This is a genomic window from Rhodococcus sp. KBW08 (assembly GCF_003852455.1).
GTDB classification, from domain to species: Bacteria; Actinomycetota; Actinomycetes; order Mycobacteriales; family Mycobacteriaceae; genus Rhodococcus_F; species Rhodococcus_F baikonurensis.
Window position 1 is genome coordinate 45,439 of sequence record NZ_QAJJ01000016.1, and the last position, 26,852, is coordinate 72,290.

Below are 26,852 nucleotides of genomic sequence, written 5' to 3' on the forward strand. Positions count from 1 at the left end.
CGAAATGTCCTGTTCTTGGATATTGTCTAAACAGGGCTGCGACGGGAGACGACGTGCACACGATCACGGACCTGTCGCTGGTCACGGGCCCGGTTCCGCCCGTGGTGACGGTGCTCGGAATTCTGGCACTTCTGTGGCTGATCTTCTCGAGATCGAGGCGTCACGTGCTGATCTCGATTCCGGTCTGCATCGTCGCGGCAATCGCGATCACTCTCGTGCTGTACTGGCTGATCGAGAAGGTGTGGCACCCGTTCCCCGATCCGATTGCCCGTCCGGTCTACGTGTGGATCGGGTTGGGCATTCTCGGCGTGCTGCTGGGCGTTTCGCGGGTATTTGCGGCGACGCGGATCGACGGCCGCGTGCTCACCGTGGTCTCCGTGCTCCTGGTGGTCGTGTCGAGCGCGGCTCACGTGAATCTGCAGTTCCAGTCGTATCCGACGTTGGGAACAGCGCTGGGACTCTCGGACGCGGAGAAGGTTTCACTCGCCGACCTGGACGACGGCAAGGACGGCGCGGTACCGGTTTCGCAATGGAAGGCTCCAGCGGACATGCCGTCGACCGGCAAGGTCAGCACGGTCACGATTGCGGGGACGGTCTCCGGATTCAGCGCCCGCGACGCCGAGATCTACCTACCGCCCGCGTATTTCACCAACCCACGACCGGAGTTGCCGGTGTTGGTACTGCTTGCCGGCCAACCAGGCGCGCCCGAGGACTGGCTACAGGGCGGACGTCTCGTCCAGACCATGGACGCCTACGCCGCTGCGCATTCGGGCTTGGCTCCCGTTGTCGTCGTTGCTGACGGGACCGGGTCGGAACTGGCGAATCCGCTCTGCGTCGATTCCCAACTCGGAAACGTCGCAACGTACCTTTCGCGCGATGTTCCCGACTGGGTGCGCGGGAACCTCCAGGTGGATCCCGACCCGAGGAAGTGGGCGATCGGGGGACTTTCCTACGGCGGTACCTGCGCGTTCCAGATGGCGACGAACTTCCCCGCCGTGTATCCGACGTTCCTGGATCTGTCCGGTCAGATCGAGCCCACCCTCGGTGATCGCAAGCAGACGGTCGATGCCGCGTTCGGCGGCAACGAAGCCGCGTTCGCGGCAGTGAATCCGCAGGATCTGCTCCGGGAGAAGAAGTTCCCCGACAGCGCCGGAGTGTTCGTGGTCGGCAAACAGGACAACGACTACCGCCCGGGTCTTCAAACGCTGTACGAGGCCGCAAAGGCTGCAGGGATGGACGTCCAGTACGCCGAGGTCGACGGAGGACACAGCTTCCAGGTGTGGTCGGCTGGATTGGCGAGTCAATTAGGTTGGCTGGGAACGCGACTCGGTCTGCCCGGGTGAACGGTCGTCCGGAAGTTCGGCGGACCCGATGATCAGCGGGTGAATTCTTCCGGTCGCCCCGGCCTCGGAGCCCAATCCCTGCGGATCCGCCACACTCGCGAGTCGAAGGTCGAGTGCGCCGGTCCATTCTCGGGTCAATTGCGCATCGAGTGCGTCGACGCGCTCGAGTAGCGGAGGGTGCTGATCCGGCGGGCAGGCTTCGAGCAGGGTCGCGAATACCGCGCGTAGACGACGCTGGACCTGCGCGGAATTGGTACTGAAGTGCCTGATCTCGTCGGTCGCCACAGAGACGTAGTCGGTCCAGGTGCGTTGCTGCCCCCGGATCAGTGTGAGATCCGAGGTTGACGTGTCGAAGCGGACCCGTGGGGCGAGGAGTACCAGAAGGTCCTCGATGTGATCGAGAGCCTGGACGGCTCGGCCCGGATCGTTGATGGCGGGTGAGAGCGCCTTGAGCGCGATGTCCACGATCGACTGCAGCGCCGCACCGGGGCTGACGACCGGACTGTGCGTGTCACCGAAGATCAAGCACGACATCAATGTGTCCGGACGAACCTTCAGTGACGGTCCGCGTACCTCGAAGAGGGGCGCGTTCTGGGCGACGAACTCGCCGATGCTGGGGACGACCTCGACCGAGACGTCCCAGCGGCCGGCCAAACGCTGCAATCGTGCGAGATCGATCGCCAGCAGAATCCGGCCGTCGGGTGAAAGGTGGCGTAGGCGAATCACCAGTGCGTCGGCGCTTTCGGAGGTTTCGGACTCGCGCGGTTGGGGGAGGGGGAGCGGCTGACTGGGTTTCGGTGCGCCGGAAGGCAAGTCCTCGTACAGCGGATAGGCACGAATCGTCGCGCTGCGACCCTGGGCCGCTATCCAACGCAGCAACCGACTGGAATTGAGAATCGACCCGACCTTCGCCACCAACGCGATGAACAGGATCGCACTGGCCAATGCCAGAAGCAGTGCGATCGCCGTTGAGATGGTCGGTGAGGAATTCTCCGAATCGAGCGCCAGATCGAGCGCAATGATCAAGGAGAAGACGAACGTGGCCAGAAACATGCCGATCGACCACCGCATCACTCGCTGTTGCGCAAGCATCGGGACCACCCGCACCGAAATCTGCGAGGCGCCGAACTGCATTGCGAGGGTGATGGCGGTGAACACCAGACCGGTGAGAGTGATCATCCCGCCGGCGATGACGCTGAGCAGCGTTGCGGTGGCCCCGGCGTCCACGCCCTCGGAAATGGTGCCGACGTCGCCGTCGCTCACCAGGTCTCCGTCGATCCCGACGAGGATGGTCGCGGTCACGACGGACAGAACGACGAGGATCACGGGGAGGCGCCAGACCGGGACTGTTCGTAGTCTTCGGCGAGTGCGACGCCAGCGAATTCTGTCCGAAAGCCGCTGCGACAGTCCGACCTTCGACGTGGGCGTCGAGGTATCGACGACCGGGAGCGGTGGTGGGGGCGGGGGAGTGGAACCGAAACTTCCCGACACCGCTTCCTGAACGTAGATCTTCGCGTGGATCATCGGCTCGCGATAGCGCTGCTCACGCGCCACTGCGCGGCTCATCTTCGCGGGCTTGTCGCGGTAACGCGAACGCGCCCACGGAGCACCCGGGCGACTCAATCGAATCGCGCCGACCAACAAAAGCGGGGTGAAGAACAGTCCGATCAGGCCGGTCCAGAGTTTGCCCTTCATCAACGTGATCACTGCGAGTCCGAGTTGGATCACGATCGCGACGACGACGCCGATCAACGTCGCCAGGCTACGGTCCTGCTCGTACGGGTCGAACTCTCCCGCGAACCCGATCGGGTGGACTCCGAGAAGGAAAAGGAACGAGATCGCGATGGCAACGAACACCGCGTCGATGGACGAGCGACCCTCCTCGGCCCAGTAGACATCGCGTAGATGCAGCACGAGTGCGTACTCGTCGAGCACCAGCGCACTGCCGATACCGAACACCGACGCGAGAACACAGTTGGCGATCGGGGTGTGATAGTCGGCCAGAGCGATGAAGGCAAAACCGGACACGAGCATCATCATCAGGCCGAAAACCATGTGGTGGATGTGCATTCCGCCGGGCGTGACATTGCCCGGCCACCACGAGACCTCCGCACGGATCATTCGAACGCTGAAGCGGATGAACAGGAACGTCAGGACAAAGGCGAGCAGAAGGAAGAACAGTGGGAGTCTGCCGGTGTCGACGACCGTGTGCTCGAACCAGGACCGCACGGCGTCAGCTCTTGCTGGTGGCGAGCTTGATCAGCTGAGGAGCCGTCGCGTCGGGTAGGTATGCACGCGTCAGTGCGATTCCGATCCGAGGCAGGTCGGCCTCGTCGCGGAAGCACAGGAAAACGGGTTCGTATCTGGGCTTGAACTTCTTCTTGAACGCGTGAAGCGACCGGAAGCCGTAGAGCGGTTCCATCGCGGCTCCGAGCATGTCGAGCAGGCGGTCCATCGATGCGGCGTCGGCGCCGTCGTCGCTGCGGGCGAGTGGTGCTCCGGACAGTGAGACAAATTGGGCACCTTGTTCTTTGAATTCGAGAGCCGACGATGCGATGAGGAATTCGACCACGGGGCGGAACCCGTCCGGGCGTCGACGCATGACGTCGAGGGTCCAACCCCGGACGACGCCGCCCTCGCCGTACACCGGCAACCACGAGGTGACGCCGTGAATGCTTCCCGTCGGGTCGACGGCCAAGCCGACCCGGACGTCGCGATCGAGCGCCTCCTCGACGCTGCCGAGAGTGAACCCCATCTCGGGTAGTCCCTTGTCGCCCACCCATTCCTCCGAGATGGCGCGCACCTGAGCCAACACGGAGAACGGTTCGTCTGCCAGTGTTGTCATCCGGAAGGTGATGTCATCCTTTTTGGCCTTGTTGAGCGCCGAGCGGATGTCCTGCCAGGACTTCCCGGTGAACTGCAATTCCGGTAGGTCGACGATCGTGTCCTCGGCGACCTGAACGGTGCGCCACCCGCGCCGTGTGGCGGCATCGGCCGTCTCCCTTCCTACGGAGAACAGGCAAGGAGTGAGGCCGTTGGCTTCGGACATCGTCGTGAATTCGTCGACCGCCGCGGCAAGCCTGTCGGGGCTCGCTATCGGATCGGCCAGAACGACGACGACACCGACATGTCGTTGGAATGCAACGACGCTCTCACCCGACTCACCGAAGTAGTAATTGTTGCCGTCCCACGTCGTCATCCACGACATGGTTCCGCCGCCGTGCTGTTTGAGCAGTTCCCGCGCAGCGGCGCGAGGATCGTTCCCGGACAGCGGCCCGCCTCGAATCTTGCGCCGCATCGGCACGTGAAAAGCGTGACGGCCCTTGATCAACAAGATGAGTTCGAGAAGCCAGAGCAGCGCGGTACCGACCGTGACGGCGCCGGCGCTTTCGTAGTCGAAGAAGATGACCGAACCGAGGACGAGGGCGGTGGCCAAAACCGTCAGAGAACCGAAGACCACAGCAACCCACCAGGCCCAGCGGCGACCTCGTCGCAACTGATCCGCGATCAGGGCAACGATGATCACGTCGACCAATGCGGTCCAGCCCGAACCGGTTTCGGCTTCCGTCGGCCCGAACGGTCCGCTTCCGGGGAACAACCAGACGGCGATCTCGACCACGCCGATCAGGAGCAGGCCGATGAATCCGAGCAGACGGATCTCACGTCGGGTTCGGGGGATGAACCCACGCTCTCCGTCGCCGAAGAACTTCTCGCCCACCGGGAGGAAGATCGCGACCGCGATGAGGTGCTGTACGTCGGCGAGGCGGCCTTCGAAGAGAAATGCGATGGCGATGTACGCACACAGGATGGCGCGCACTCGCATTCGCCAGGGCGAGCGCAGAGTTGCGGTTGTTGCGGCGAGTGCGGCGATGATGGCGGTGGTGACACCGACGTCGCGGTGGGTGGCGAGGTTGCGGGCCCAATCCCAGTCGGTGTGGCTGCCGGCCCAGAGGAGGAGTGATGCACCCACTTCGCCCGCCAACTGACCGCTGATCGTGACGATGGCCGCGTTCTTGGTGCCCAGGCGCCACTCGCACCAGCCGACCGCGAGGGCGAAGACGACGATGATCGAAACATGCTGACCTGGCGTCAATCCGAAGAACCACCCCGTGACGAGAGTCCACCACTTGCCTTCCTGCAAGGCAGGGACTCCGTAGGCGATGTCGTCGAACCACGAGTAGGTACGGACGTGATTCCACAACGCACCCGTGGCGATCCCGACGACGGTGATGGTGAGCACGACGATCGCGGTGAACGGCACGCGCCGCAGGACACTGAGCGCTTCGGAGGCGAAGCGGGAGGCCCGATTCGGCGCGCCCGGCGCGCTCTGGTCGGTCTGCGGGGTGGGGGTCTGGGACTGCTCAGCCATCGACGTTCTCTTCTCGCCATGCCGCACGGTGGATTCTGCCTGTTCAGCATGACAGGAATACAGACCGATAATCAGGCGAAGCGGTCAAAATGGACCAGACTGGCTGGGGGTCTCAGTCTCGTGGCGCTACTGTCGAGCCATGGTGAACGGAGATTTACTGAATCGGGACCACGTGGCCGCCTCACTAGCTGCCTTCGAACCTCGGTCGGTCGAATTGGACGGAAGGCGCTCGGCGTCGGTGGTCATCGTCGTCATGCGGACTGCGGACGGAACACCGGTGTTCCCGGTGACAAAGCGGCCGAGCAAGATGCGCGCCCACCCCGGTCAGTTCGCGTTGCCGGGCGGAAGCGTCGACCCGGGCGAGTCGTCCGAACAAGCAGCGGTTCGGGAACTGTCCGAGGAGTTGGGCGTCGACGTCCCTGAGTCGAACATCATCGGCCGGCTCGACGACTACGTCACCCGTTCGGGATTTGTGATCCGACCGTTCGTCGTCTGGTCCGGTGAGGACATCGGGGGACTGGTACCCAATCCCGACGAGGTGGCCCAGGTGTATGCCGTGACGTCGGAGGAGCTCGACGTGGACTCGCGATTCGTCACCATCGAGGAGTCACCTAACCCGGTGATTCAATGGCCGTTCCGAACGAGCTTGATCCATGCGCCGACCGGAGCCGTCATCTATCAGTTCCGCGAAGTTCTGAACGGACGGACCACGCGCATCGACAACCTCGAGCAACCGGTGTTCGCCTGGCGATAAGACCAGCTCGACACGCTCGGGACAGTTCGGGCTACGGCGCCTCGGCGAATAGTCCGTCGTGCTGTGGAAAGCTGGCCGCACGGCAATCGAACGACGCGAGGTGTGTGCAGTGAACTCTGGCGAACAAGAACTGGTCCCCACGGATCGGATTCTCACTGTTCCCAATGTGCTCAGTATCGTGCGTCTACTCGCTCTGCCGCTGTTCGCCTATCTACTGCTCGTCACGCACTCGGACGGCTGGGCATTGGCACTGTTGATGCTCAGCGGGTTCACCGACTGGCTCGACGGCAAGTTGGCCAGAGTGCTCGGACAAACCTCCCGTCTGGGAGCGCTTCTCGACCCGCTGGTCGACCGTCTCTACGTCGTCACGACACTCGTCACCTTCGTCGCCCGCGATTTCATTCCCTGGTGGGTCGCGGCGGTATTGATCGGACGTGATCTTCTACTCGCGTTGACGTTGCCGATCTACCGGCGGCGTGGACTGCCGCCGCCCGAGGTCGTCTATCTCGGTAAGGCCGCGACCTTCCTACTGATGTTCGCGCTGCCGTTGATTCTTGCCGGACACGGAGACTGGGCCATCGGACCGTTCACCCATGCCTTCGGTTTCGCTTTCCTGATCTGGGGAACCGTCCTCTACGTGTGGACTGCCGTGATCTACGTGCTCAAGGCCGTCGACGTGGCGCGAACACACGAGGTCGTGCCCCGATGAAGTCGACCGGGGAGGACGTCCGTCGTAACCCGGTACCGTCGCTGCTTCGGTCGCTCATGACCGAACATCTCGATCCGGGCTACGAAGCAACGGCATTCGAACGTCAACACGAGCACACCAAGAACAGATCCTCGAAAACCGGGCCGTGGCTGGCTCTCGGCGCACTGTTGATCGGGTTCATCGTCACGGTGTCCGCAGTGCAGGCCACCAAACAGGTGACCGGTACCGAGGAGGTTCGAAGCGAGTTGGTGGCCAAGGTCCGTGACGCCGAGGATCGTATCGATTCGCTGGCCGCGTCCCGCGATTCACTCGGCGGTGACGTGGACGCCGCGCGCGGCGTGGCGCTCGAAGGCGATGCACGCGGCAGCGCGGTCCTCGATCAACTGCGAGCGGTCGAATCCGGTGCAGGAGCCGAAGCTGTTCACGGAGAAGGTCTGGTCGTGACCCTGACGGACCCGGCCGGACGCCCGAACCTCACCGACGCGTCCCAGCGCAGCGTCGGCGGTAAGACCGTTGTCCTCGATCGCGATCTGCAGACCGTCGTCAACGCCCTGTGGGCGGGCGGAGCGGAGGCAATTGCCGTCGGCGGCGTGCGAATCGGGCCGACGGTGACCATCCGTCAGGCGGGCGGCGCGATGCTCGTCGACAACCAACCTGTCTTCTCGCCGTACCGCGTCGAGGCGATCGGCGACACGCGCGCGCTGCAGAGAGAGTTCGTCGTCAGCGACGCCTACGTGAGAATGTCGAGCGTCTCGCAATTGTACGGAGTCGGTTTCGCGGTGGCCGAGGACGATTCGTTGACACTGCCGCCTGCAACGCCTCGCGCGGTCCGGGTGGCAACAGAACTCACAGAGCCCAAGTGACAGAAGGAGTTCGATGAAGGCCGGTTCCGCCCTGTACGGACTCGCAGCACTGGTCGTCGGCATCGTCTTGGGCGTTGTTTTCAGCCCGCAGGTGCCCGACGTCATCCAGCCCTATCTTCCGATCGCTGTCGTTGCAGCGCTCGACGCCGTCTTCGGCGGACTTCGCGCGTATCTGGACGAGATCTTCGACGCGAAGGTGTTCGTGGTCTCCTTCGTCTTCAACGTGCTCGTCGCGTCGTTGATCGTCTGGCTCGGCGATCAGTTGGGTGTGGGTACTCAACTCTCGACGGCCATCGTCGTCGTATTGGGTATCCGGATCTTCGGGAACGCAGCGGCCTTGCGACGACGACTGTTCGGAGCGTGAGGCATGTCCGACCACGCCACGACTGAACCCGAAGAACCACCCGTCACGACCACGGGTGAAGGTCGTCACGAGTTGCGTTCACCGTCGAAACATCGCACCAACGTCGTCTTCGCCATCCTCGCTGCCGTGCTCCTGGGCGTGCTCGGCGTCGCGATTGCGACACAGGTACGCAGCACAGTGGCCGGAGATTCACTCGACGCCGCGCGCCCTGCAGACCTCTTGGTGGTTCTCGACAACCTGAATCGTCGCGAAGCCGCGCTGCGGCAGGAAGTCGCGAATCTTCAGGAATCGCTTGCCACTTTGGAAGCCGGCGGAAACACGGGAGCAGCGCTTGACGAGGCGCGGGCGCGGCTGACCTCGCTCTCCATTCAAGTGGGGACCGCTCCCGCTACCGGACCGGGTGTGACGATGACCCTGACAGATCCAGCAGGCGGCGTCGGATCGGAAGTGATTCTCGATCTCATCCAGGAACTGCGTGCTGCCGGTGCCGAGGCCATCTCGATTGCCGGTGCGAACGGCGAACCCATTCGTATCGGCGTGAACTCGTGGGTGAGTGGGCGCGGCGGCGAGATCGAATTGGACGGAACCCGGATCGAGCAGCCGTACACTGTGACCGCGATCGGGGATCCGCCGACATTGGCGGCAGCGTTGAACATTCCCGGAGGCGTCTTCGACAATGTCGCACGCAACGGCGGAACGTCGTCCGTCGAGCAATCGCAGCAGGTCACGATCTCCGTCTTGCGACAATTGAATCCGCGCCAATACGCTCAACCCGGAAATTGATCTTTTTGCGTCCGACTTTCGGACGGCCTGTGAAAGGAAGCCACTGTGAGTGAGCTCGATACACCTACCGATCTGCGCTACACCGCGGAGCACGAGTGGGTGAAGCGAACCGGCCCGACCTCAGTTCGAGTCGGTATCACCGACTTTGCTCAGTCGCAGCTCGGTGACGTCGTGTTCGTCCAGCTTCCCGCTGTCGACGAGGACGTGACCGCCGGTGAATCGCTCGGTGAGGTCGAGTCGACCAAGAGCGTCTCCGACATCTTTGCTCCGTTCACTGCGAAAGTTCTTGCAGCCAACGGTGAATTGGACGGACAGCCTGACCTCGTCAACACCGATCCGTACGACACGGGTTGGTTGGTCGAGCTCGAGGTTGCCGACGAGGCCACACTCGACGCCGCTCTGGCGGCAACTCTGGACGCGGAGGCATACAAGGGGCTCACGTCCGAGTAGAAAACCTGCGCGTGGACCGGCCAACTCGTGTTGTGTCGCGGCCTGTCTCGCTGCACACGGCGGTCTGCGCAGGGTACGGTCGTTAGGTACGCATGTGCCGAGTCGGGGCGCAGGGCCGTATCGAACGTGACTGTGAAAGATGCTCGTGAAGAAAGTGCACTGCGTAGTCCAGTGATTCATGATCTGGATGATTGACCCAGGAGGAGAAACAGTGAGCGAGAACGGTAACGACGCGGGCTATGGGGAGTCGCCGGCGGAGACCACTTCGGTTTTCCGTGCGGACTTCCTCAATGAGCTCGACAACACCTCCTCTGCAGCACCGGCCGCCGAGCAGCCGGTTTCGGGCGTGGAAGGCCTTCCCGCCGGAGCCGCACTTCTGGTGGTCAAGCGGGGACCGAATGCAGGATCCCGCTTCTTGCTCGATCAGCCGACGACGTCGGCAGGTCGACACCCGGACAGCGACATCTTCCTCGACGACGTGACCGTCAGCCGTCGTCACGCCGAGTTCCGTCAGGAAGATGCAGATTTCCACGTCGTCGACGTCGGAAGCCTCAACGGCACCTACGTCAACCGTGAGCCTGTCGATTCGGCAGTTCTCGCGAACGGTGACGAGGTTCAGATCGGCAAGTTCCGTCTGGTGTTCCTCACCGGCCCTCGTGCCGGCGGTTCGCAGGTCGGCGAGTCGTCAGCAGGTGCGGGTAGCTAATGACGGCAGTGCGGCAGCAGAGCCAGCCCGGAATGTCGATTGGTTCCGTGCTGGATCGGTTGCGTCCAGATTTTCCCGACGTGACGATTTCGAAGATCCGTTTCCTCGAGTCCGAGGGCTTGATCAGCCCACAACGGACACCGTCGGGATACCGCAGATTCTCTGTCGAGGACTGCGAGCGTCTTCGCTTCGTGCTGACCGCTCAACGCGATCAGTACCTGCCGCTCAAAGTGATCAAAGAACAACTCGAAGCGATCGACAGTGGCGCAGCGACGGTGAGTGCAGAAGTTCCTGCGCCTCGTCGTGCCCGCGTCCTGTCGATCGCTACGGGCGATGTCTCACCCGAGGCTTTCCGAGTCGATCGCGAAGTTCGGGTCGGTCGTCAGGATCTTCTCGCGCGCGCCGACATCGACGATCGGTTTCTGACCGATCTGATCCGCACCGGTTTGGTCGTTCCCGGCGCGGCAGGCTTCTTCGACGAGGACGCCGTGACATTGGCGCGCACCGCGAAGGCGATGTCCGAGTACGGCTTGGAGGTTCGCCATCTGCGGGCGTTCAAGTTGGCTGCCGATCGCGAAGCGGGACTGGTGACCCAGATCGCCGGACCGGTTGCCAAGGGTCGTGACGCCGGAGCGCGTGATCGCGCCGAGGAAATGGTCCGGGAACTGGCCGCGCTGTCGTTGACTCTGCACACGTGTCTGGTCAAATCGGCCGTTCGGGGAAGTCTCGATCGCTGAGTTCCTCGATCAGCGGGGCACACTCGAATAGAATTTCAGTACGACCGCATCGGAGCCGGTCGGCTGGATCACGTCAGGTTGGAGGCAAGCTCGATGGGCGAAATGCGTGTGATCGGAGTTCGTGTCGAGCAGCCTCAGAATCAGCCGGTCCTGTTGCTGCGAGAGTCCGACGGCGATCGGTACCTGCCGATCTGGATCGGGCAAACCGAAGCTACCGCGATTGTTCTCGAACAACAGGGAGTCGAGCCGGCGCGGCCGCTGACTCACGACCTGATCAAGATCTTGATCGAGTCTTTCGGCCGGAGCCTCAAGGAAGTGCGGATCGTGGACCTGCAAGAGGGCACGTTCTATGCGGATCTCGTCTTCGACGAGCAGACTACTGTCTCGGCACGTCCGTCGGACTCGATTGCATTGGCACTGCGGATCGGCGTTCCGATTTTCGCGTCGGAAGCCGTTCTCGCCGAAGCCGGCCTGGTCATTCCCGACGAGCGCGAAGACGAAGTCGAGAAGTTCAAGGAATTCCTCGACACCATCTCGCCGGACGACTTCAAGGCAACTGACGGTTAGTCCTGTTTGTCCGTAATCAGGCTTTAGTCTTCAACTCTCAAGTAGAGGTTGAGTCTCGGTCGGCGTGTTGCGTTGACCGAGCACCCTCGTGGTCTTACCGTTGCGTGCGGTGGAGATCTTCTCGCCTTGTCGATCGAGGCGTACTCTGGGTAAGTCCACTCATGGAATTACCTGCCTTGGATTCACATCTGAAAGTTCGGTCGGCACGGGATTCTCGTGACTGCTGATAGCACAGGTTGGTTACATGATGGCGAAGCGAGAGGGAGACGGCAGTGGAAGAACAGTCGAATGAGCGCGGAACGGGCATAGCCGATAGTGCCGAGCCGACTGCAGAAATGTCTTCCGAAGAGCTGCAGCCGGGCCTGTTCCCGGATGATTCCATCCCCGACGACCTCGTCGGATATCGAGTGCCCAGCGCGTGCCAGATCGCTGGGATCACGTACCGCCAACTCGACTACTGGGCACGAACGTCGTTGGTTGTTCCGTCCATCCGTGGCGCTGCCGGATCAGGTAGCCAGCGTCTGTACTCCTTCAAGGACATCCTCGTCCTGAAAATCGTCAAGCGTCTGCTCGATACCGGCATCTCACTGCAGAACATCCGCGTTGCCGTCGACCACCTGCGCAAGCGCGGCGTGCGCGATCTCGCGAACATCACACTCTTCTCCGACGGCACCACCGTCTACGAATGCACGTCTCCCGAAGAGGTCGTCGACCTCCTCCAGGGTGGGCAGGGCGTATTCGGCATCGCAGTCAGTGGCGCGATGCGTGAACTCACCGGAACGATCGCCGACTTTCCTGCCGAGCGGGCTGACGGCGGCGAAAGTGATCCCAATCCGGAAGACGAGTTGGCTTCGCGACGCAAGAATCGCGCCAGCCGCAAAACCGGATAACGTACGTCACATCTCTTTGGAGGATGCCACGGTGCAGGTAGGCGTTTCGGTCAACTAGACTGGGCCTGCGTCGCCGGCGTACGGGAGAGCCTCGGATACCGATTCACCGAACTTGTTTTTGCTGCAGTCTTTGTTGCAGAGCCCAGTGGTGAGCGGGATCAGGGCGCCGAAGGAGCAATACCTCCCCGTCAATCTCTCAGGCACCAAGGACCGTACGGGCTCCGACGCCTCTGGAAAGCGGTGGGACAACCCACCCGCCGACGGGGAAAGGCTGTGGCTTCCGTCAGTCGGCGGATCACTACCGAATCTCTCAGGCGCTCGGGAATCGAGCATGCGACAGAGGGGGAGGAACACACCGCAGTTCGGTGTGTGTCCTGATCCTCCGATCTGTCTGGGAGTTGTCGTGATCGACGCTGCAAGCCGTATATTTGCCGACCGCCATGTCGGTCCGAACGCCGCGGAACTCGCGCGCATCCTCGAACTTGTCGGGGTCGATTCTCTGGACGAACTGGCAACCAAGGCCGTTCCCTCCGTCATCCTCGACGCTGCCCCGAACGGTATCGCGGCCGGACTCGACGCTCTACCGCTTCCGGTCGGAGAGCACGAGGCACTTGCCGAACTGACTGCACTCGCAGCCCAGAACACCGTCGCGACGTCGATGATCGGCCTCGGCTACTTCGATACGTTGACGCCGCCGGTCTTGTTGCGCAACATCATCGAGAACCCGGCCTGGTACACCGCGTACACCCCGTACCAGCCCGAGATCAGCCAGGGCCGCCTCGAAGCCCTCCTCAACTTCCAGACCATGGTTGCCGATCTCTCCGGCATGGAACTGGCCAACTCGTCGATGCTCGACGAGGCCACCGCCGCTGCCGAAGCCATGACGCTTCTGCGTCGCGCGAACCGCAGCAAGTCTCCGCGATTTGTCGTCGACGCGGATCTGTACCCGCAGACACTCGCCGTCATCGAGACACGCGCCGAGCCGCTCGGCATCGAGATCGTCTCCGCGGACCTCACTGCCGGTCTTCCGGAAGGCGACTTCTTCGGCGTCATCGCCCAGATCCCCGGAGCCTCGGGACGAGTCGTCGACTACACCGCGATCATCGCGGAAGCTCACGAGCGCGGCGCTTTGGTTGCCGTCGGCGCCGACCTTCTTGCGATGACGCTCATCACCTCGCCGGGTGAACTCGGTGCGGACGCGTGCTTCGGCACCACCCAGCGTTTCGGTGTTCCCATGGGTTACGGCGGACCGCACGCCGGTTACCTGGCGGTGCACTCGAAGCACGCGCGTCAGCTGCCCGGCCGCTTGGTCGGCGTCTCCATCGACGCCGACGGAGACAAGGCATACCGCCTGGCGCTGCAGACACGAGAGCAGCACATTCGCCGTGAAAAGGCGACGTCCAACATCTGTACCGCGCAGGTACTCCTCGCCATCCTCGCAGCGATGTACGCGAGCTACCACGGCGCCGAGGGACTCAAGGCGATTGCGTTGCGCGTCGCTGCCCGCGCACACGCATTGGCAAACGGCCTGCGCGAGGGTGGCGTGACCGTAGTCCACGATTCGTTCTTCGACACCGTGCTGGCTCAGGTTCCGGGCAAGGCGGCCGACGTCGTCGCTGCGGCGAAGGAATCCGGGATCAACCTGCGCCTGGTCGACGCGGATCATGTCGGCATCTCGTGCGACGAGGCCACCACAGCCGATCACGTCCTCGCGGTGCTCGACGCGTTCGGCATCGAAGACGCTGTTGTCGCTATCGAAGCAGAGGGCAACGCGGTTCCCGCTGCTCAGGAGCGCACCTCCGACTACCTGCAGCACGAAGCCTTCACCCGTTACCGTACGGAAACAGCAATGCTCCGCTACCTGCGCGCGCTCTCCGACAAGGACATCGCGCTCGATCGCAGCATGATTCCGCTGGGTTCGTGCACCATGAAGCTCAACGCCACCGCCGAGATGGAATCCATCACCTGGCCTGCGTTCAACGCGATCCATCCGTTCGCGCCGACGTCGGATGCGCCCGGTCTGCTGAAGATCATCAAGGATCTCGAAGACTGGTTGGTTGCGGTCACCGGCTACGACAACGTGAGCCTCCAGCCCAACGCCGGCAGCCAGGGGGAGTACGCGGGCCTGCTCGCGATTCGTAATTACCACCTCAGCCGGGGTGACGACCACCGCGACACCTGCCTCATCCCATCGAGTGCTCACGGCACCAACGCGGCGTCCGCCGTCATGGCCGGGATGCGCGTCGAGGTTGTCGCCTGCCGCCCCAACGGTGACGTCGATGTCGACGATCTGCGTGCGAAGATCGCCGATCACGCCGAGCGTCTCGCCGCGATCATGATCACCTACCCGTCCACGCACGGTGTCTACGAGCACGAGATCTCCGACATCTGCGCGGCGGTACACGACGCCGGCGGCCAGGTGTACGTCGACGGCGCCAATCTCAACGCGCTTGTCGGCCTTGCCCGTCCGGGACGATTCGGCGGCGACGTCAGCCACCTGAACCTGCACAAGACGTTCTGCATCCCGCACGGCGGCGGCGGACCCGGCGTCGGGCCGATCGGTGTGCGCTCACACCTCGCGCCCTTCCTTCCCGGACACCCGATGGCCCCCGAACTCGGTGGCAGAGGCACGATCTCGGCAGCGCCGTACGGCAGTGCGTCCATCCTGCCCATCACCTGGACCTACATTCGGATGATGGGTGCACAGGGTCTGCGCCGCGCCAGCCTGACCGCCATCGCGTCGGCAAACTACATCGCGCGTCGACTCGACGAGTACTTCCCGGTTCTCTACACCGGTGAGAACGGCATGGTCGCGCACGAGTGCATCCTCGACCTCCGCGGGTTGACCAAGGACACCGGAGTTACCGTCGACGACGTCGCAAAGCGTTTGGCGGACTACGGGTTCCACGCTCCGACCATGAGCTTCCCCGTGGTCGGGACACTGATGGTCGAGCCCACCGAGAGCGAGAACCTCGAAGAGATCGACGAGTTCTGTGAGGCGATGATTGCCATTCGCGGCGAAATCGATCGCGTCGGCGCCGGCGAGTGGACGGTGGAGGACAACCCGCTTCGGGGTGCTCCCCACACCGCCGGAAGCATTGCAGCGCAGTGGGATCACCCGTACTCGCGTGAGATCGCAGTCTTCCCGCGCGGCAAGGCTCGCCCGAAGGTGTGGCCGTCCGTGCGTCGTATCGACGGTGCACACGGCGACCGCAACCTGGTCTGCTCCTGCCCGCCGATCGAAGCGTTCGCAGGCAACTAGAGCGTGTGCCCGCCGGAGATCATCACCTCTCGCGTACGAGTTCGAGAACAGTGATCTCCGGCGGGGCGCCGACGCGTACCGGCGGACCCCACGCACCAGCGCCACGCGTCGTGTACAGCACGGTGTTTTCGATCTTGTCCAAGCCCTGCACCGAAGGCTGCTGCAGCGGAACGAGGTAGCGCAGCGGCCACATCTGTCCGCCGTGAGTGTGCCCGGACAGTTGCAGATCGATACCCATCTCGGACGCCTCGATCGCTTGGCGCGGTTCGTGTGCGAGAAGCAAGGCGAAAGTATTCCGATCGCGGCCTGCGAGCGCAGCTGTCAGGTTCGGCTCGTACGGGGCCGGTGACGTGTAGTCGTGGATGCCCACGACGTCGATGGTGTCGCCGTCATGCTGGATCGAGGCGCGACTGTTGCGAAGCGTCGTGATCCCCAATGATTCCCAGACATCGAGCCATTTGCCGCCGTCGTCGGCATAGAACTCGTGGTTTCCGCTGACTCCGAAGATTCCGTCCGGCGCCCGCAGATCGGCGAGCGGAGCAAGATCGGGAGCAACTTTCGCGACGGTTCCGTCCACGAGGTCGCCGCCGATCGCGATCAGATCGACATTCTGCGAGTTCACGATATCGACCACCTTGCGGGTGAAGTCGACCCCGCGGGCCGGTCCCACGTGCAGGTCGGTGATCAAGGCGATCCGGTATCCGTTGAAGCCCTCAGGTAGGCGAGCGAGCGGCACGCGGACGCGGGAAATCTTCGGGCCCGACGCCTCGTAGACGCCGTAGCCGGCGGTGCCGATCGCCGCGAGAGTGACTGCTGCTGTAGCCAACTGCAACGTACGACGCTTGGACGGGTCGACTTCGGTCGTGGTGTCCGTGTGGCGTGCACGTAGTCGACCGATCCCGGCGAACAGGCCGATCACGAGCAGTCCGGGAATCAGATACAGCCACGAAGCCAGCCAGACCCATCCGACGAATCCGATCGGTCGCGCCCACGACGTCGGAAAGACTTCGCCACTGCCGACCCCGATGAGCGTCGAGACCGCCAAAACGACAAGCACAGTATCGGCAAGACGAGCCCATCGCCTCGGGATGCCGGTGGCGCGAACGAGTCTGCGGTGCAGGAACCAGGTCAGAAGGGCGAGAAGGACTGCAAAAACCGCGACGCGCCCCATCAGGACAGCATCTTGGTCACTGCGGCCGCGAGAGCGGGGTCGGATGTCGAATCGACGCGAACCAAAGTTCCACCCGTCCGATCCGAGACGTCTTGGAGAGTGGAGACGTCGTCACCCGTACCGACGACGATCACGTCGACCTGCACCGGACGCGACGGATTGCCCGCTGCCGCGATCGCGCTGAGCAGTTCGGCTCGCGTTGTGGTGGATTCGTCAGGTGTGCTCGAAGTGATCAGCAGTACCGAGTTGACTCGTCCCGCGTCGAAACCGTCCACCGCAGCTTTGTACGAGCTGGCAAGCGCCGGGTACTTGGACGTCTTTCCGCCGGCTCGGAGTCCGTTGAGGAAATCGGTGATGGTGGCACGCCGATTCGGTTCGGCCAGCGAACCGCCCGGAACCAGGATGCGCTCGGACGGTTTTCCGTCGGTGCCCGTGCTGAACTCGCGGAGGCCGATGTCGGAAGCGTCAGGGCTGCGACCCAATTGAGTGTTCACTGCCGCAGCAACGTTCGCCAAGCGGGTAGTGCCACCGTCGTCGGTACCCATCGACGCCGACGTGTCCATCAGGATGGTGGCACTGCGCGGAGAGACCGGATTGGCGACGATGTCACCGAGCGCAGCTGCGGTTTCGGTCGACGCGGGAATCAACGTGGACGAGACCTTGGCCGGGGACACCGCACCGAGATCGGGAAGGTCTTGGCCCTCGGCCCGGAAACCGGCGCCGACGAACAACTGTGACTGATTCGGCTCACGCATGAAATCGGCAAACTGTGCCGCTGCGCGCGAAGCGGTTTCGTCGATCCCTCTGCCCGAGATGATGACCGCCGGATAATCAGCAACTGGCGTTGCGCCGGCGGGGGAGTACGTCGTCATCGCAGCGTTCGCGCTCTGCGCTATCGACTGTTCCGTGGCCGGAACGGCTTTCACCGAATCCGGTGTTCCGGCGCTCAGTGCCCCGAGGGCTTCGGCAGTGGACGTGGGGGGAGTCGGCAAGGATTGGAACTGCAACGCCCGCGCACTGAGCGCAGCGTTGACCTGCGCGGACTTCGCCTGATCTGTCGTGACCGGACCGGCACCCGCATCGGCGACGTCGGCAGCGATTGCCTGTGCCGCCATGGAAGTTTCGGTACTTCCGACTGGCAGGGCAACCGTCAGATCCGAAGGCAACGACTTCCAACTCGATGCTGCGCCGGTTAATGCTGCCGCGGTCTCGGGGCCGACTGCCAGAACGATCGGGGAACTCGCGAGCGAGCGAGGATCACCGTTGATCACGGCCTTGCCCGCCAGCGGCGCGAGTTCGAAAGAACTCGTCGGGATCCACAGGGAGGGGCGCGGTCCCAATGCTGCGTCGTCCCAGGGTGCCGCCGGACCGGCTTCGAGTGCCGTCGACACTGACGCGGACGGTGCACCGTGCACCGCGACGGCGATGCAGTGATCACGCACCACCGGTGAAGTCTGGGTGTACCGCTTGGCCAGTTCCTCGACCTGTGGGGCGATGGACGGATCCGCGGTGACGTCGAGCGTCTTGTTGCCTTCGACGCACGTGCCTGCTGCTTGTTGCCCCTGATCGTCGATGCGACTGCTGAGGGCTTTCCACCCGAAGAAGCCTGCCACGATCAAGGCGATCAGCACGACGACGAGAATCGGCCCCTTGCTGATACCTCTGGCGCCTGACCCGCCGCGATGTTCGCCCACGTACCTTGCCCTACCTCGGTCACTCGAAGAATGTCTGTTGAACGGACTGTGTCCTCGGCCAGTCTAGTGACGAATCTTCGGGGCCTACGCGAACAGCCTCGGCACCGGGAGCGGCGCCGAGGCTGTTCGGGTTCAGCTTCGAGTTCGAAGAAGGTGAAATCAGGCGTTGGCAGCCTTGTACTCGCGGCGGCGGCGATGCAGGATCGGCTCCGTGTACCCGCTGGGCTGCTTCGCGCCTTCGAGGATGAGTTCCTTGGCAGCCTGGAACGCGATGTTGGAATCGAAATCAGGTGCCATGTTGCGGTACTCGGCGTCGCCCTCGTTCTGACGGTCGACAACCGGGGCCATCCGCTCGAGCGCGCTCACGACGTCACTCTCGCTGACGATGCCGTGACGCAGCCAGTTGGCGAGCAACTGGCTCGAGATGCGGAGCGTGGCGCGGTCCTCCATGAGCGCGACATCGTGGATGTCGGGAACCTTGGAGCAGCCGACGCCTGCGTCGATCCAGCGGACGACGTAACCGAGGATGGACTGGCAGTTGTTGTCGAGCTCTTCCTTCTTCTCCGCGTCCGTCCAGTCTGTGCTGGGCGCGAGCGGGATGGTCAGGATGTCGTCGACGCTCGCGCGAGGCTTGCCCTTCAGACCATCCTGAACTGCGAACACGTCGACGCGATGGTAGTGCGTCGCGTGCAGCGTTGCGCCGGTCGGCGACGGAACCCACGCGGTGTTGGCGCCGGCCTTGGGGTGGCCGATCTTCTGCTCGAGCATGTCCGCCATCAGCTCGGTCATGGCCCACATGCCCTTGCCGATCTGCGCCTTGCCCTGCAGACCGCAGGCCAGTCCGGTGTCGACGTTCCAGTCTTCGTAGGCACCGATCCACTTCTGCTTCTTCATCTCGGCCTTGCGCACCATCGCGCCGGCCTCCATGGAGGTGTGGATTTCGTCGCCGGTGCGATCGAGGAAGCCGGTGTTGATGAACACGACGCGGTCGCTGGCTTCCTTGATGCACGCAGCGAGGTTGACCGTCGTACGACGCTCCTCGTCCATGATGCCGACCTTGAGCGTGTTCTCCGGAAGGCCGAGGACCTGCTCGACACGGCCGAACAGTTCGGTCGTGAAGGCAACTTCCTCAGGGCCGTGCTGCTTGGGCTTGACGATGTAGATCGAGCCGGTGCGGCTGTTGTCGAGCGGGCCGTTCGCGTCACTGATCGAGAGGCCGTGCACAGCGCAGGCGCTGGTGATCAAGGCGTCGAGGATGCCCTCGGGGACCTCGTTGCCGTCGGCGTCGAGGATCGCGGGGTTGGTCATGAGGTGACCGACGTTGCGGACGAACAGGAGCGAACGACCGTGCAGGCTGAGTTCGCTGCCGTCGACGGCGGTGTACTTACGGTCGCCGTTGAGCGTGCGGGTGAAGGACTTGGCGCCCTTCTTGATCTCCTCGGACAGATCACCGCGGTTGAGACCCAACCAGTTTCGGTAACCGACAACCTTGTCGTCGGCGTCGACAGCGGCGACCGAGTCCTCGAAGTCCATGATCGTGGTGACGGCGGATTCGAGAACGACGTCCTTGACGCCGGCGGCGTCGGTGCTCCCGATCGGGGACGAGGCGTCGATCTGGATCTCGGCATGCAGGCCGTTGTTGAGCAGCAGGATGCTCGTCGGTGCGTCCTTCTCCCCGAGGTAGCCGACGAACTTCTCCGGCTGGGCGAGCGTGGTGACCGTACCGTTTGCCAACGTGATCTTCAGTTCACTGCCGTCGACAACGTACTTGGTTGAATCTGCATGCGATCCCGACGCGAGAGGTGCTGCCGCATCGAGGAATTCACGCGCCCAGGCGATGACTTTGTCGCCGCGGACCTTGTTGTAGCCGGAACCCTTCTCGGCCCCGTTCTCCTCCGAGATGGCGTTGGTGCCGTACAACGCGTCGTACAACGAACCCCAGCGGGCGTTGGACGCGTTGAGTGCGAAGCGCGCGTTGAGGATCGGCACGACCAACTGCGGGCCGGCCGTCGAGGTGATCTCCGTGTCGACGTTCGCGGTGGTGACCGAGAATTCGGCAGGCGTCGGCAGAAGGTAGCCGATTTCCTGCAGGAATGCCTTGTACGCAGCGGCGTCGATGGGAGCGCCGGCGTGATCGCGATGCCACTGATCGATCTGAGCCTGCAGATCGTCACGCTTGGCAAGCAAGTCGCGGTTCTTCGGTGCGAGCTCGGTGATGACCTTGTCGGCGCCGGCCCAGAACGTCTCGCCATCTACACCGGTGCCGGGAAGAGCCTCCTCGACCACGAAGTCGTAGAGAACCTTGGCAACCTGAAGACTGCCGACCTGAACGCGCTCAGTCATGAATAGCCTCACTTTTCCGAAAGCGGAGCACCACATATGGATGCCATGAACCAACATCAATGTTACCTGGGAGTATTCCCACCGCTGTCCGCGCCCTGAGCTGCGATAATCGGGCGCGAAGAGCTGAAACGATCAAGTGAAATTCGTTCTGTCTAGAGTTTTCGCGCGGAAATCTCGAAACCAGCCGCGCGTAGGCGCTCGACCAGGACGCCGCCGAGCGCTGTCGCCGGGGTCAAAACGCCGGTGGCCGGGGGGAGATCCTTGTGGTCCTTCGCCAACGACAACGCAGATTCGCCGAGCATTACCGCCGTTGCGCTGTATCCAGGGTCGCCCTTCGCCTTCACTCGTGATGTGTATCGAGCGCCGGTCGTGGTCGTGGTGAACACGTCGAGCGTGAAATGACCCTTCTTCTGGGTGCTCTCGCTCGGACCTTCGCCGGGAGCCGGCAATACCTTGTCGAGAAGGAAGCGCGTCGGGGGAAGGGCGAGTCCGGCGACCAGCGCACCGAGGCCGACCGCCACGCCGCTCGCGATCACCGGTGACACCACCGAAGAACCGACACTCATCACCTCGCTGTACTTGAACTTCTTGCCGTACGCCCACTCTCGGAGCGCATTGCTGCGACGGACGACTCGTGTGTTGTACGACGCCATCACGAACGGTGCCTTCCAACCCTTCAACGACGGATCGATCTTCTTGCCGTCGACCACGCTCACGTCGCTCTGTCGTCCGAGGTCAGGCTCCCGGTCACGATCGGGGCTCAATGAATACGGCGAAGCAGCGAGTTTCCGCAGGCGCGCATCGTCTTTCGACACGTCGATCTGGTTGCGAAGCGAATCGATCGTGCCGCCGCTCACGCCGCCGCGCAGCGCCGTGACCACCAGCGTTGTGTCGGTGAGCTCACCGGCGCCGTCGGCAGTGACCTTCTCGTGGAGGACGTGAACTCCGAGATCGGAAGGGATGGAATCGAATCCACAGGAATGGACGATCTTTGCGCCGGTCGAGACCGCGAGCTCGTGATTGGCGTCGATGCTCTCGCGATGGAACAGCACCTCACCGGTGAGGTCGACGTAATGAGTTCCGGCGGAGGCGCATTCGTGAACCAGGGTGTGGCCGTACTTGGCGTACGGGCCGACCGTGGTGGCGACGACCCGGGTTCGCTGCGCGAGCGCCTTCAACGCCGTGGCGTCGTCGGCGTCGGCGATGATCAGGGGGAGATCGGCGGCGGCGGTACCCAGATCGGCCCGAGTGGCTGCCAACTTCTCGAGGGAACGGCCACCGAGGCCGATCTTCGTACCTTCGGGAGCGTGTTTGACGAGGTAGTCGGCGAGTAGCTTTCCGACGAAGCCGCTCGCTCCGTAGACGATGATGTCGAGTTCTCGGGCGGGCGAGGTTCCAGTCATGGAGCCAGCCTACAAACGAGTACCCGAAAGTGATGTGACCGAGGTCACTCGGCGGGGAGGGGCTCCTTGACGACGAGGATCGGAGCCTCCACTTCGAGCAGAAGTCGCTGCAGCGGGCGTTCGAGCAGGAACTTGCCGATGGGGGACATCCGGCGTGTTCCGACGACCAGGAGATCGACACCCGCGCCGTGGACCAGGTTGACGAGCGCGGTCACCGGATCGCCGTCGTGCTCGGTGGTGCGCAGATCCCACTTCGTCTCCGAGAATCCGCCGGCATCGAGAGCTGACTGAATCTCGCCGCGAAGAGCGGCCCGATCGTCCTCGGTGTCTCCGGTGTTGACCGTGTCCCCGATGTTGACGTCGTCCAGGACGTGCAGAACCAGCAGTTCCTCGCTTCGACCCACGGATTCCCGTGCGGCGGCCACGATTGCGGCGCGGCCTTCCGGGCTGTCCTTGTGTACGACGGCGATCGTCATGGTTCCTCCGAGTCGGTGAGCAGGTTCGCAGTCCATTATCGCCTGCAATGCTGTGCCCTACCTGAAATGAGCTACTCGACACGGGGGTTTGGCGGTGACGAGATCGCCACATTGGGGCGCCTAGGTGCTGCCTGTCACCACTGCGGGGTGCCGCCCATCACCACGGTGACGGTTTGTAGTCCTTGAGGAAGCAGCCGTGCAGGTCGACGCCCAGCTCGCCCTGAACGATGGGGTCGTAGACGCGGGCGGCGCCGTCGACGAGGTCGAGTGGTGCGTGGAAACCTTCGTCAGCCAGACGCATCTTCGTGAAGTGCGGGCGTTCGTCGGTGATCCAGCCGGTGTCGACGGCGGTCATGAGGATGCCGTCGTCGAGCATTTCCTTGGAGCTGGTGCGGGTCAGCATGTTCAGTGCTGCCTTGGCCATGTTCGTGTGCGGGTGGCCGGGGCCCTTGTACGCGCGGCTGAACTGACCTTCCATGGCCGAGACGTTCACGACGTACTTGCGTCGCGCAGCTGCTGCGGCCATGGACGGTCGCAAGCGCGAAACGAGGATGAAGGGCGCGACCGAGTTACAGAGCTGGACTTCGAGAAGCTCGATCGGATCGACCTCTTCGACGGTCTGGACCCAGCTGTTGGTGTGTGCGAGGTCGGGGAGCAGTCCGCCGGCGTCGATGGCGATGCCTTGCTCGATGCGATCGGGTGAAGCCGACTTGGCGACGAGTGCGAGTGAACTGACCGCGTCGGCGGAGAGATTTCCGGAGGTGATGCTAGCGACGTCCGACAGCGATCCGGCCAGAGCCGCGGGGTGAGCGTCACTCGTCTTGCCGAAGGTCAGCACATCGGGCAGCTCGCCGGCGGGCAGTGCTCCGGACTCGGCGTCGACCAGAGCGCCGTAGGCACCGGGGGAGCGTCGGACGGTTTGCGCGGCGTTGTTGATGAGGATGTCGAGTGGCCCCTGTGCGGCAACGGAATCCGCGAGTGCAACAACCTGGGCGGGGTCGCGGAGGTCGATGCCGACGATGCGCAGACGGTGTATCCAGTCGTTGCTGTCTTCCATCGCCTTGAATCGGCGGATCGCGTCGTTGGGGAATCGTGTCGTGATGGTCAGGTGCGCACCGTCACGCAGCAGGCGCAACGCGATGTACATGCCGATCTTCGCGCGGCCGCCGGTCAGAAGTGCGCGTCGGCCGGTGAGATCGGTGCTCGCATCACGTTTGCTGCGGCTGGTGGCAGCGCAATCGGGGCACAGTTGGTGGTAGAAGGCGTCGACTGCGGTGTAGCGCTGCTTGCAGATGTAGCACGGCCGCGCCTTGATGAGTGTGCCGGCGGAGGCGCCGGCGGTGTTCGACTTGATCGGAATGCCTGCGGTCTCGTCGTCGATGCGATCGGGTGAACCGGTGGCAGTCGCGGCGACCACTTGGCGGTCGGCTTCGTTGACCGCTGCGCGCGAGGCGAGGCGACGCTTCTTCTTGAGCCGCTTGAACAGATGGCCGACAGCGCGCTGCATGGTGATCGAGTCGGGATGCTCGTCGTCGAGTTCAGCGGCTTCGGAAAGGACCTTCAGGCAGATTTCGAGTTCTGCGGGGTCGAGTCCGGTGAGTTCGGCTCGAGCAGATTCTGAATCGGCTGTTTCCAGCGAATCTGCCTGCAGTGCATCCGACTTCTTGGTGTCTGTATCCACTTCGAACTTCTGTTCCATCTCGATCGCCGCTCGCGCGGACTGTTCCCTGGTGCGGGAACTTCGCCAATTACGAGAAAAGCTCCGGTTCGATGAACCGGAGCTTTTCCTGTCTGTCTCAACACAGAGTGTCCGAGGGGGGACTTGAACCCCCACGTCCGTTAATAGGACACTAGCACCTCAAGCTAGCGCGTCTGCCATTCCGCCACTCGGACTCGGCCCCGATTTCTCGGTGCTGGGAAAGAGTATCCGATTCGGTGAGCTGCCCCAAATCGCCAGGTTGCGGGGCATTCCGGTCGCCCGCGTCGTTTGATTCGATGGTAGGAAAGTGGAATGACCACAACCCCGAATAATCCGAATCCGAGCAGAGCCGAAGCAGAAGTAGTCGAACTGGTCAGTTCTCTCATCCGCTTCGACACCTCGAACACGGGAGAACTCGAAACCACAAAAGGTGAGCGTGCGTGCGCGGAGTGGGTTGCCGCGCAGCTTCAAGAAGTCGGCTACGAGACGGAATACGTCGAGTCCGGTGCACCCGGCCGCGGGAATGTCTTTGCCCGATTGAAGGGAGCTGAGTCGGGTCGAGGTGCGTTGATGCTTCACGGTCACCTCGACGTCGTCCCGGCCGAGCCTGCCGACTGGAGCGTCCATCCCTTTGCCGGCACCGTCCAGGACGGCTACGTGTGGGGGCGCGGCGCCGTGGACATGAAGGACATGGTCGGGATGATCCTGGCTCTTGCCAGGCAGTTCAAGGCGGAAGGCGTCGTGCCGCCGCGCGATCTGGTGTTCGCCTTCGTGGCAGACGAGGAAGCGGGCGGAAAGTACGGATGCCAATGGTTGGTCGAGCATCGCCCGGATTTGTTCGAGGGAGTGACCGAGGCCGTCGGTGAGGTAGGCGGTTTCTCGCTGACGGTTCCGCGGCCCGACGGAACCGACCGCAGGCTCTACCTCGTGGAGACTGCGGAAAAGGGTCTCGGCTGGATGCGTCTGACTGCCAAGGGACGCGCCGGGCACGGCTCCTTCCTCCACGACGACAATGCGGTCGCGACACTCGCCGGCGCGGTCTCGCGGCTCGCTGCGCATCAGTTCCCGATCGTGATCTCGGATTCGGTCGCCGAGTTCCTCACCGCCGTCGGCGAAGAGACCGGATTGGATTTCGATCCGGGATCACCGGACATCGACGGCACCCTCGCAAAGCTGGGGACGATCGCCAACATCATCGGGGCGACGTTCCGTGACACCGCGAACCCGACGATGCTCAAGGCCGGATACAAGGCGAACGTCATTCCGCAGACGGCCGAGGCGGTCTTCGACTGCCGTGTGCTGCCGGGACGGCAGGCCGAATTCGAGCGCACGGTGGACCAACTGATCGGTCCCGACGTGACCCGCGAGTGGATCACCAAGCTGGACTCGTACGAGACGACGTTCGACGGCCATCTCGTCGATGCCATGAACGAGGCGATCCTTGCGCACGATCCGGAAGCTCGCACCGTGCCGTACATGCTCTCCGGCGGAACCGACGCGAAGGCATTCGCGAAACTGGGCATTCGCTGCTTCGGCTTCGCGCCGTTGCAGTTGCCGCCCGAGCTCGATTTCAGTGCGCTGTTCCACGGTGTCGACGAGCGAGTTCCGGTGGACGCACTACTGTTCGGGACACGTGTTCTGGAACATTTCCTGCTCAATTCCTGACGAGCACGTGGATAGATCCGTGAGCTCGACGCACATCGAGCTCTCTTGTCACAGAAAGGATTCGCATGGCGCACGATCCGTACGAACCATTGCCGAAGTTGCCGAGTTTCGAGCTGACCAGTGACGACATCACTGCCGGCCAGCCGCTGAAGCTCGCTCAGGCCAGTGGAGCCTTCGGTGTCCCCGGTGGCGAAGACATCTCACCGCAGCTCTCGTGGTCTGGCTTTCCGGCCGAGACGAAGAGCTTCGTCGTGACGGTGTTCGATCCGGACGCACCGACGGCGTCGGGATTCTGGCACTGGGCCGTGGCGAACATCCCCGCTTCCGTCACCGAACTCCCCGCCGGTGCCGGCGCGGCGGACAGCGATGTCCTGCCCGCCGGAACCGTCACCCTCCGCCACGACGGTGGCGGGTTCGGTTTCATCGGTGCGGGCCCGCCTCCCGGGCACGGTCCGCATCGCTACATCGTCGCGGTGCATGCCCTCGACGTGGAGACGCTCGTCGGAGTCACCCCTGACTCGTCGCCGGCGTTCCTCGGCTTCAACGTGTTCCATCACGCGATTGCGCGTGCAACCCTGACCGGGACGTTCGAGGTCGAATAATC

General features: G+C 63.3%; 22 protein-coding genes, 1 tRNA gene and 1 riboswitch. Of the genes, 14 read left to right on the forward strand and 9 right to left on the reverse strand.

The genetic code is table 11. The annotated features are described in order from the left end of the window. Positions 1 to 53: 53 nt before the first annotated feature. Complete coding sequence (locus tag DBV08_RS19225) at positions 54 to 1,343, forward strand: esterase family protein (protein WP_124568519.1); 1,290 nt, start codon at positions 54 to 56, stop codon at positions 1,341 to 1,343. On the opposite strand, the gene DBV08_RS19230 is transcribed toward DBV08_RS19225, so the two are convergent. Together DBV08_RS19230 and DBV08_RS19235 are read right to left on the reverse strand one after the other, a co-directional pair. After that, a complete protein-coding gene (locus DBV08_RS19230) occupies positions 1,305 to 3,572 on the reverse strand; it encodes a DUF2254 family protein (protein ID WP_124568520.1) in 2,268 nt (755 codons plus the stop codon). The genes DBV08_RS19225 and DBV08_RS19230 overlap by 39 nt on opposite strands. Positions 3,573 to 3,576: 4 nt before the next feature. Beyond that, positions 3,577 to 5,712 (reverse strand): bifunctional lysylphosphatidylglycerol flippase/synthetase MprF, encoded by a 2,136-nt coding sequence (locus DBV08_RS19235; protein ID WP_124568521.1) that lies wholly within the window; start codon positions 5,710 to 5,712, stop codon positions 3,577 to 3,579. A 139-nt stretch (positions 5,713 to 5,851) separates the two neighbouring features. Between DBV08_RS19235 and DBV08_RS19240 the strand changes: the two genes are divergently transcribed. From DBV08_RS19240 to gcvP, 11 genes are all read left to right on the forward strand, one after another. After that, positions 5,852 to 6,466 carry a CoA pyrophosphatase gene (locus tag DBV08_RS19240; protein ID WP_095970048.1) on the forward strand — a complete coding sequence of 205 codons (615 nt, stop codon included), beginning with the start codon at positions 5,852 to 5,854 and terminating at the stop codon, positions 6,464 to 6,466. 109 nt (positions 6,467 to 6,575) lie between these two features. Continuing rightward, positions 6,576 to 7,175, forward strand: a complete 600-nt coding sequence (locus DBV08_RS19245; RefSeq protein WP_185564755.1) for a CDP-alcohol phosphatidyltransferase family protein — start codon at positions 6,576 to 6,578, stop codon at positions 7,173 to 7,175. After that, positions 7,172 to 8,038, forward strand: a complete 867-nt coding sequence (locus tag DBV08_RS19250) for a DUF881 domain-containing protein (protein WP_124568523.1) — start codon at positions 7,172 to 7,174, stop codon at positions 8,036 to 8,038. The genes DBV08_RS19245 and DBV08_RS19250 overlap by 4 nt, the downstream gene beginning before the upstream one ends. 13 nt (positions 8,039 to 8,051) lie before the next feature. After that, the gene (locus DBV08_RS19255; protein ID WP_003946178.1) at positions 8,052 to 8,402 is read left to right on the forward strand and encodes a small basic family protein; all 351 of its coding nucleotides are present in this window, start codon (positions 8,052 to 8,054) and stop codon (positions 8,400 to 8,402) included. Positions 8,403 to 8,405: 3 nt separating this feature from the next. Continuing rightward, positions 8,406 to 9,185, forward strand: a complete 780-nt coding sequence (locus tag DBV08_RS19260) for a DUF881 domain-containing protein (protein WP_124568524.1) — start codon at positions 8,406 to 8,408, stop codon at positions 9,183 to 9,185. Positions 9,186 to 9,230: 45 nt separating this feature from the next. After that, entirely contained in the window at positions 9,231 to 9,635 is a 405-nt protein-coding gene (gene gcvH, locus DBV08_RS19265) for a glycine cleavage system protein GcvH (RefSeq protein ID WP_003946160.1), read from the forward strand. A gap of 211 nt (positions 9,636 to 9,846) precedes the next feature. Beyond that, positions 9,847 to 10,341, forward strand: coding sequence for a glycogen accumulation regulator GarA (gene garA / locus DBV08_RS19270; RefSeq protein ID WP_003946166.1), 495 nt, complete (start codon positions 9,847 to 9,849; stop codon positions 10,339 to 10,341). Further along, positions 10,341 to 11,078: a MerR family transcriptional regulator gene (locus DBV08_RS19275; protein WP_003946161.1), complete on the forward strand. Its 738-nt coding sequence runs from the start codon at positions 10,341 to 10,343 to the stop codon at positions 11,076 to 11,078. The genes garA and DBV08_RS19275 overlap by 1 nt, the downstream gene beginning before the upstream one ends. Positions 11,079 to 11,171: 93 nt before the next feature. Next, the gene (locus DBV08_RS19280; RefSeq protein ID WP_003946194.1) at positions 11,172 to 11,645 is read left to right on the forward strand and encodes a bifunctional nuclease family protein; all 474 of its coding nucleotides are present in this window, start codon (positions 11,172 to 11,174) and stop codon (positions 11,643 to 11,645) included. Between the two features lie 335 nt (positions 11,646 to 11,980). Next, on the forward strand, positions 11,981 to 12,535 hold the full coding sequence (locus DBV08_RS19285) for a MerR family transcriptional regulator (protein ID WP_021344354.1): 555 nt from the start codon (positions 11,981 to 11,983) through the stop codon (positions 12,533 to 12,535). Positions 12,536 to 12,755: 220 nt separating this feature from the next. After that, positions 12,756 to 12,885: riboswitch (glycine riboswitch) on the forward strand. 53 nt (positions 12,886 to 12,938) lie between these two features. Beyond that, positions 12,939 to 15,797: an aminomethyl-transferring glycine dehydrogenase gene (gene gcvP / locus DBV08_RS19290; RefSeq protein ID WP_124568525.1), complete on the forward strand. Its 2,859-nt coding sequence runs from the start codon at positions 12,939 to 12,941 to the stop codon at positions 15,795 to 15,797. Positions 15,798 to 15,819: 22 nt separating this feature from the next. Here the strand turns inward: gcvP and DBV08_RS19295 are convergent, their stop codons facing one another. From DBV08_RS19295 to DBV08_RS19325, 7 genes are all read right to left on the reverse strand, one after another. Further along, positions 15,820 to 16,968 (reverse strand): metallophosphoesterase, encoded by a 1,149-nt coding sequence (locus DBV08_RS19295; protein ID WP_124568526.1) that lies wholly within the window; start codon positions 16,966 to 16,968, stop codon positions 15,820 to 15,822. Next, positions 16,968 to 18,662: a VWA domain-containing protein gene (locus DBV08_RS19300; RefSeq protein ID WP_124568527.1), complete on the reverse strand. Its 1,695-nt coding sequence runs from the start codon at positions 18,660 to 18,662 to the stop codon at positions 16,968 to 16,970. The genes DBV08_RS19295 and DBV08_RS19300 overlap by 1 nt, the downstream gene beginning before the upstream one ends. 159 nt (positions 18,663 to 18,821) lie before the next feature. After that, a complete protein-coding gene (locus DBV08_RS19305; RefSeq protein ID WP_124568528.1) occupies positions 18,822 to 21,005 on the reverse strand; it encodes a malate synthase G in 2,184 nt (727 codons plus the stop codon). Between the two features lie 152 nt (positions 21,006 to 21,157). Next, complete coding sequence (locus DBV08_RS19310; protein WP_124568529.1) at positions 21,158 to 22,408, reverse strand: trans-acting enoyl reductase family protein; 1,251 nt, start codon at positions 22,406 to 22,408, stop codon at positions 21,158 to 21,160. Positions 22,409 to 22,452: 44 nt separating this feature from the next. Then, positions 22,453 to 22,884: a universal stress protein gene (locus DBV08_RS19315; RefSeq protein ID WP_124568530.1), complete on the reverse strand. Its 432-nt coding sequence runs from the start codon at positions 22,882 to 22,884 to the stop codon at positions 22,453 to 22,455. Between the two features lie 157 nt (positions 22,885 to 23,041). Then, the gene (locus tag DBV08_RS19320) at positions 23,042 to 24,583 is read right to left on the reverse strand and encodes an SDR family NAD(P)-dependent oxidoreductase (RefSeq protein ID WP_074447104.1); all 1,542 of its coding nucleotides are present in this window, start codon (positions 24,581 to 24,583) and stop codon (positions 23,042 to 23,044) included. A gap of 108 nt (positions 24,584 to 24,691) precedes the next feature. Further along, positions 24,692 to 24,777: transfer RNA gene (locus tag DBV08_RS19325), tRNA-Leu, on the reverse strand. Positions 24,778 to 24,895: 118 nt separating this feature from the next. On the opposite strand from DBV08_RS19325, the gene DBV08_RS19330 reads away from it, so the two are divergent. Beyond that, positions 24,896 to 26,248 (forward strand): M20/M25/M40 family metallo-hydrolase, encoded by a 1,353-nt coding sequence (locus DBV08_RS19330; protein ID WP_003946170.1) that lies wholly within the window; start codon positions 24,896 to 24,898, stop codon positions 26,246 to 26,248. 65 nt (positions 26,249 to 26,313) lie between these two features. Then, positions 26,314 to 26,850 (forward strand): YbhB/YbcL family Raf kinase inhibitor-like protein, encoded by a 537-nt coding sequence (locus DBV08_RS19335; RefSeq protein ID WP_124568531.1) that lies wholly within the window; start codon positions 26,314 to 26,316, stop codon positions 26,848 to 26,850. Positions 26,851 to 26,852: the final 2 nt, after the last annotated feature.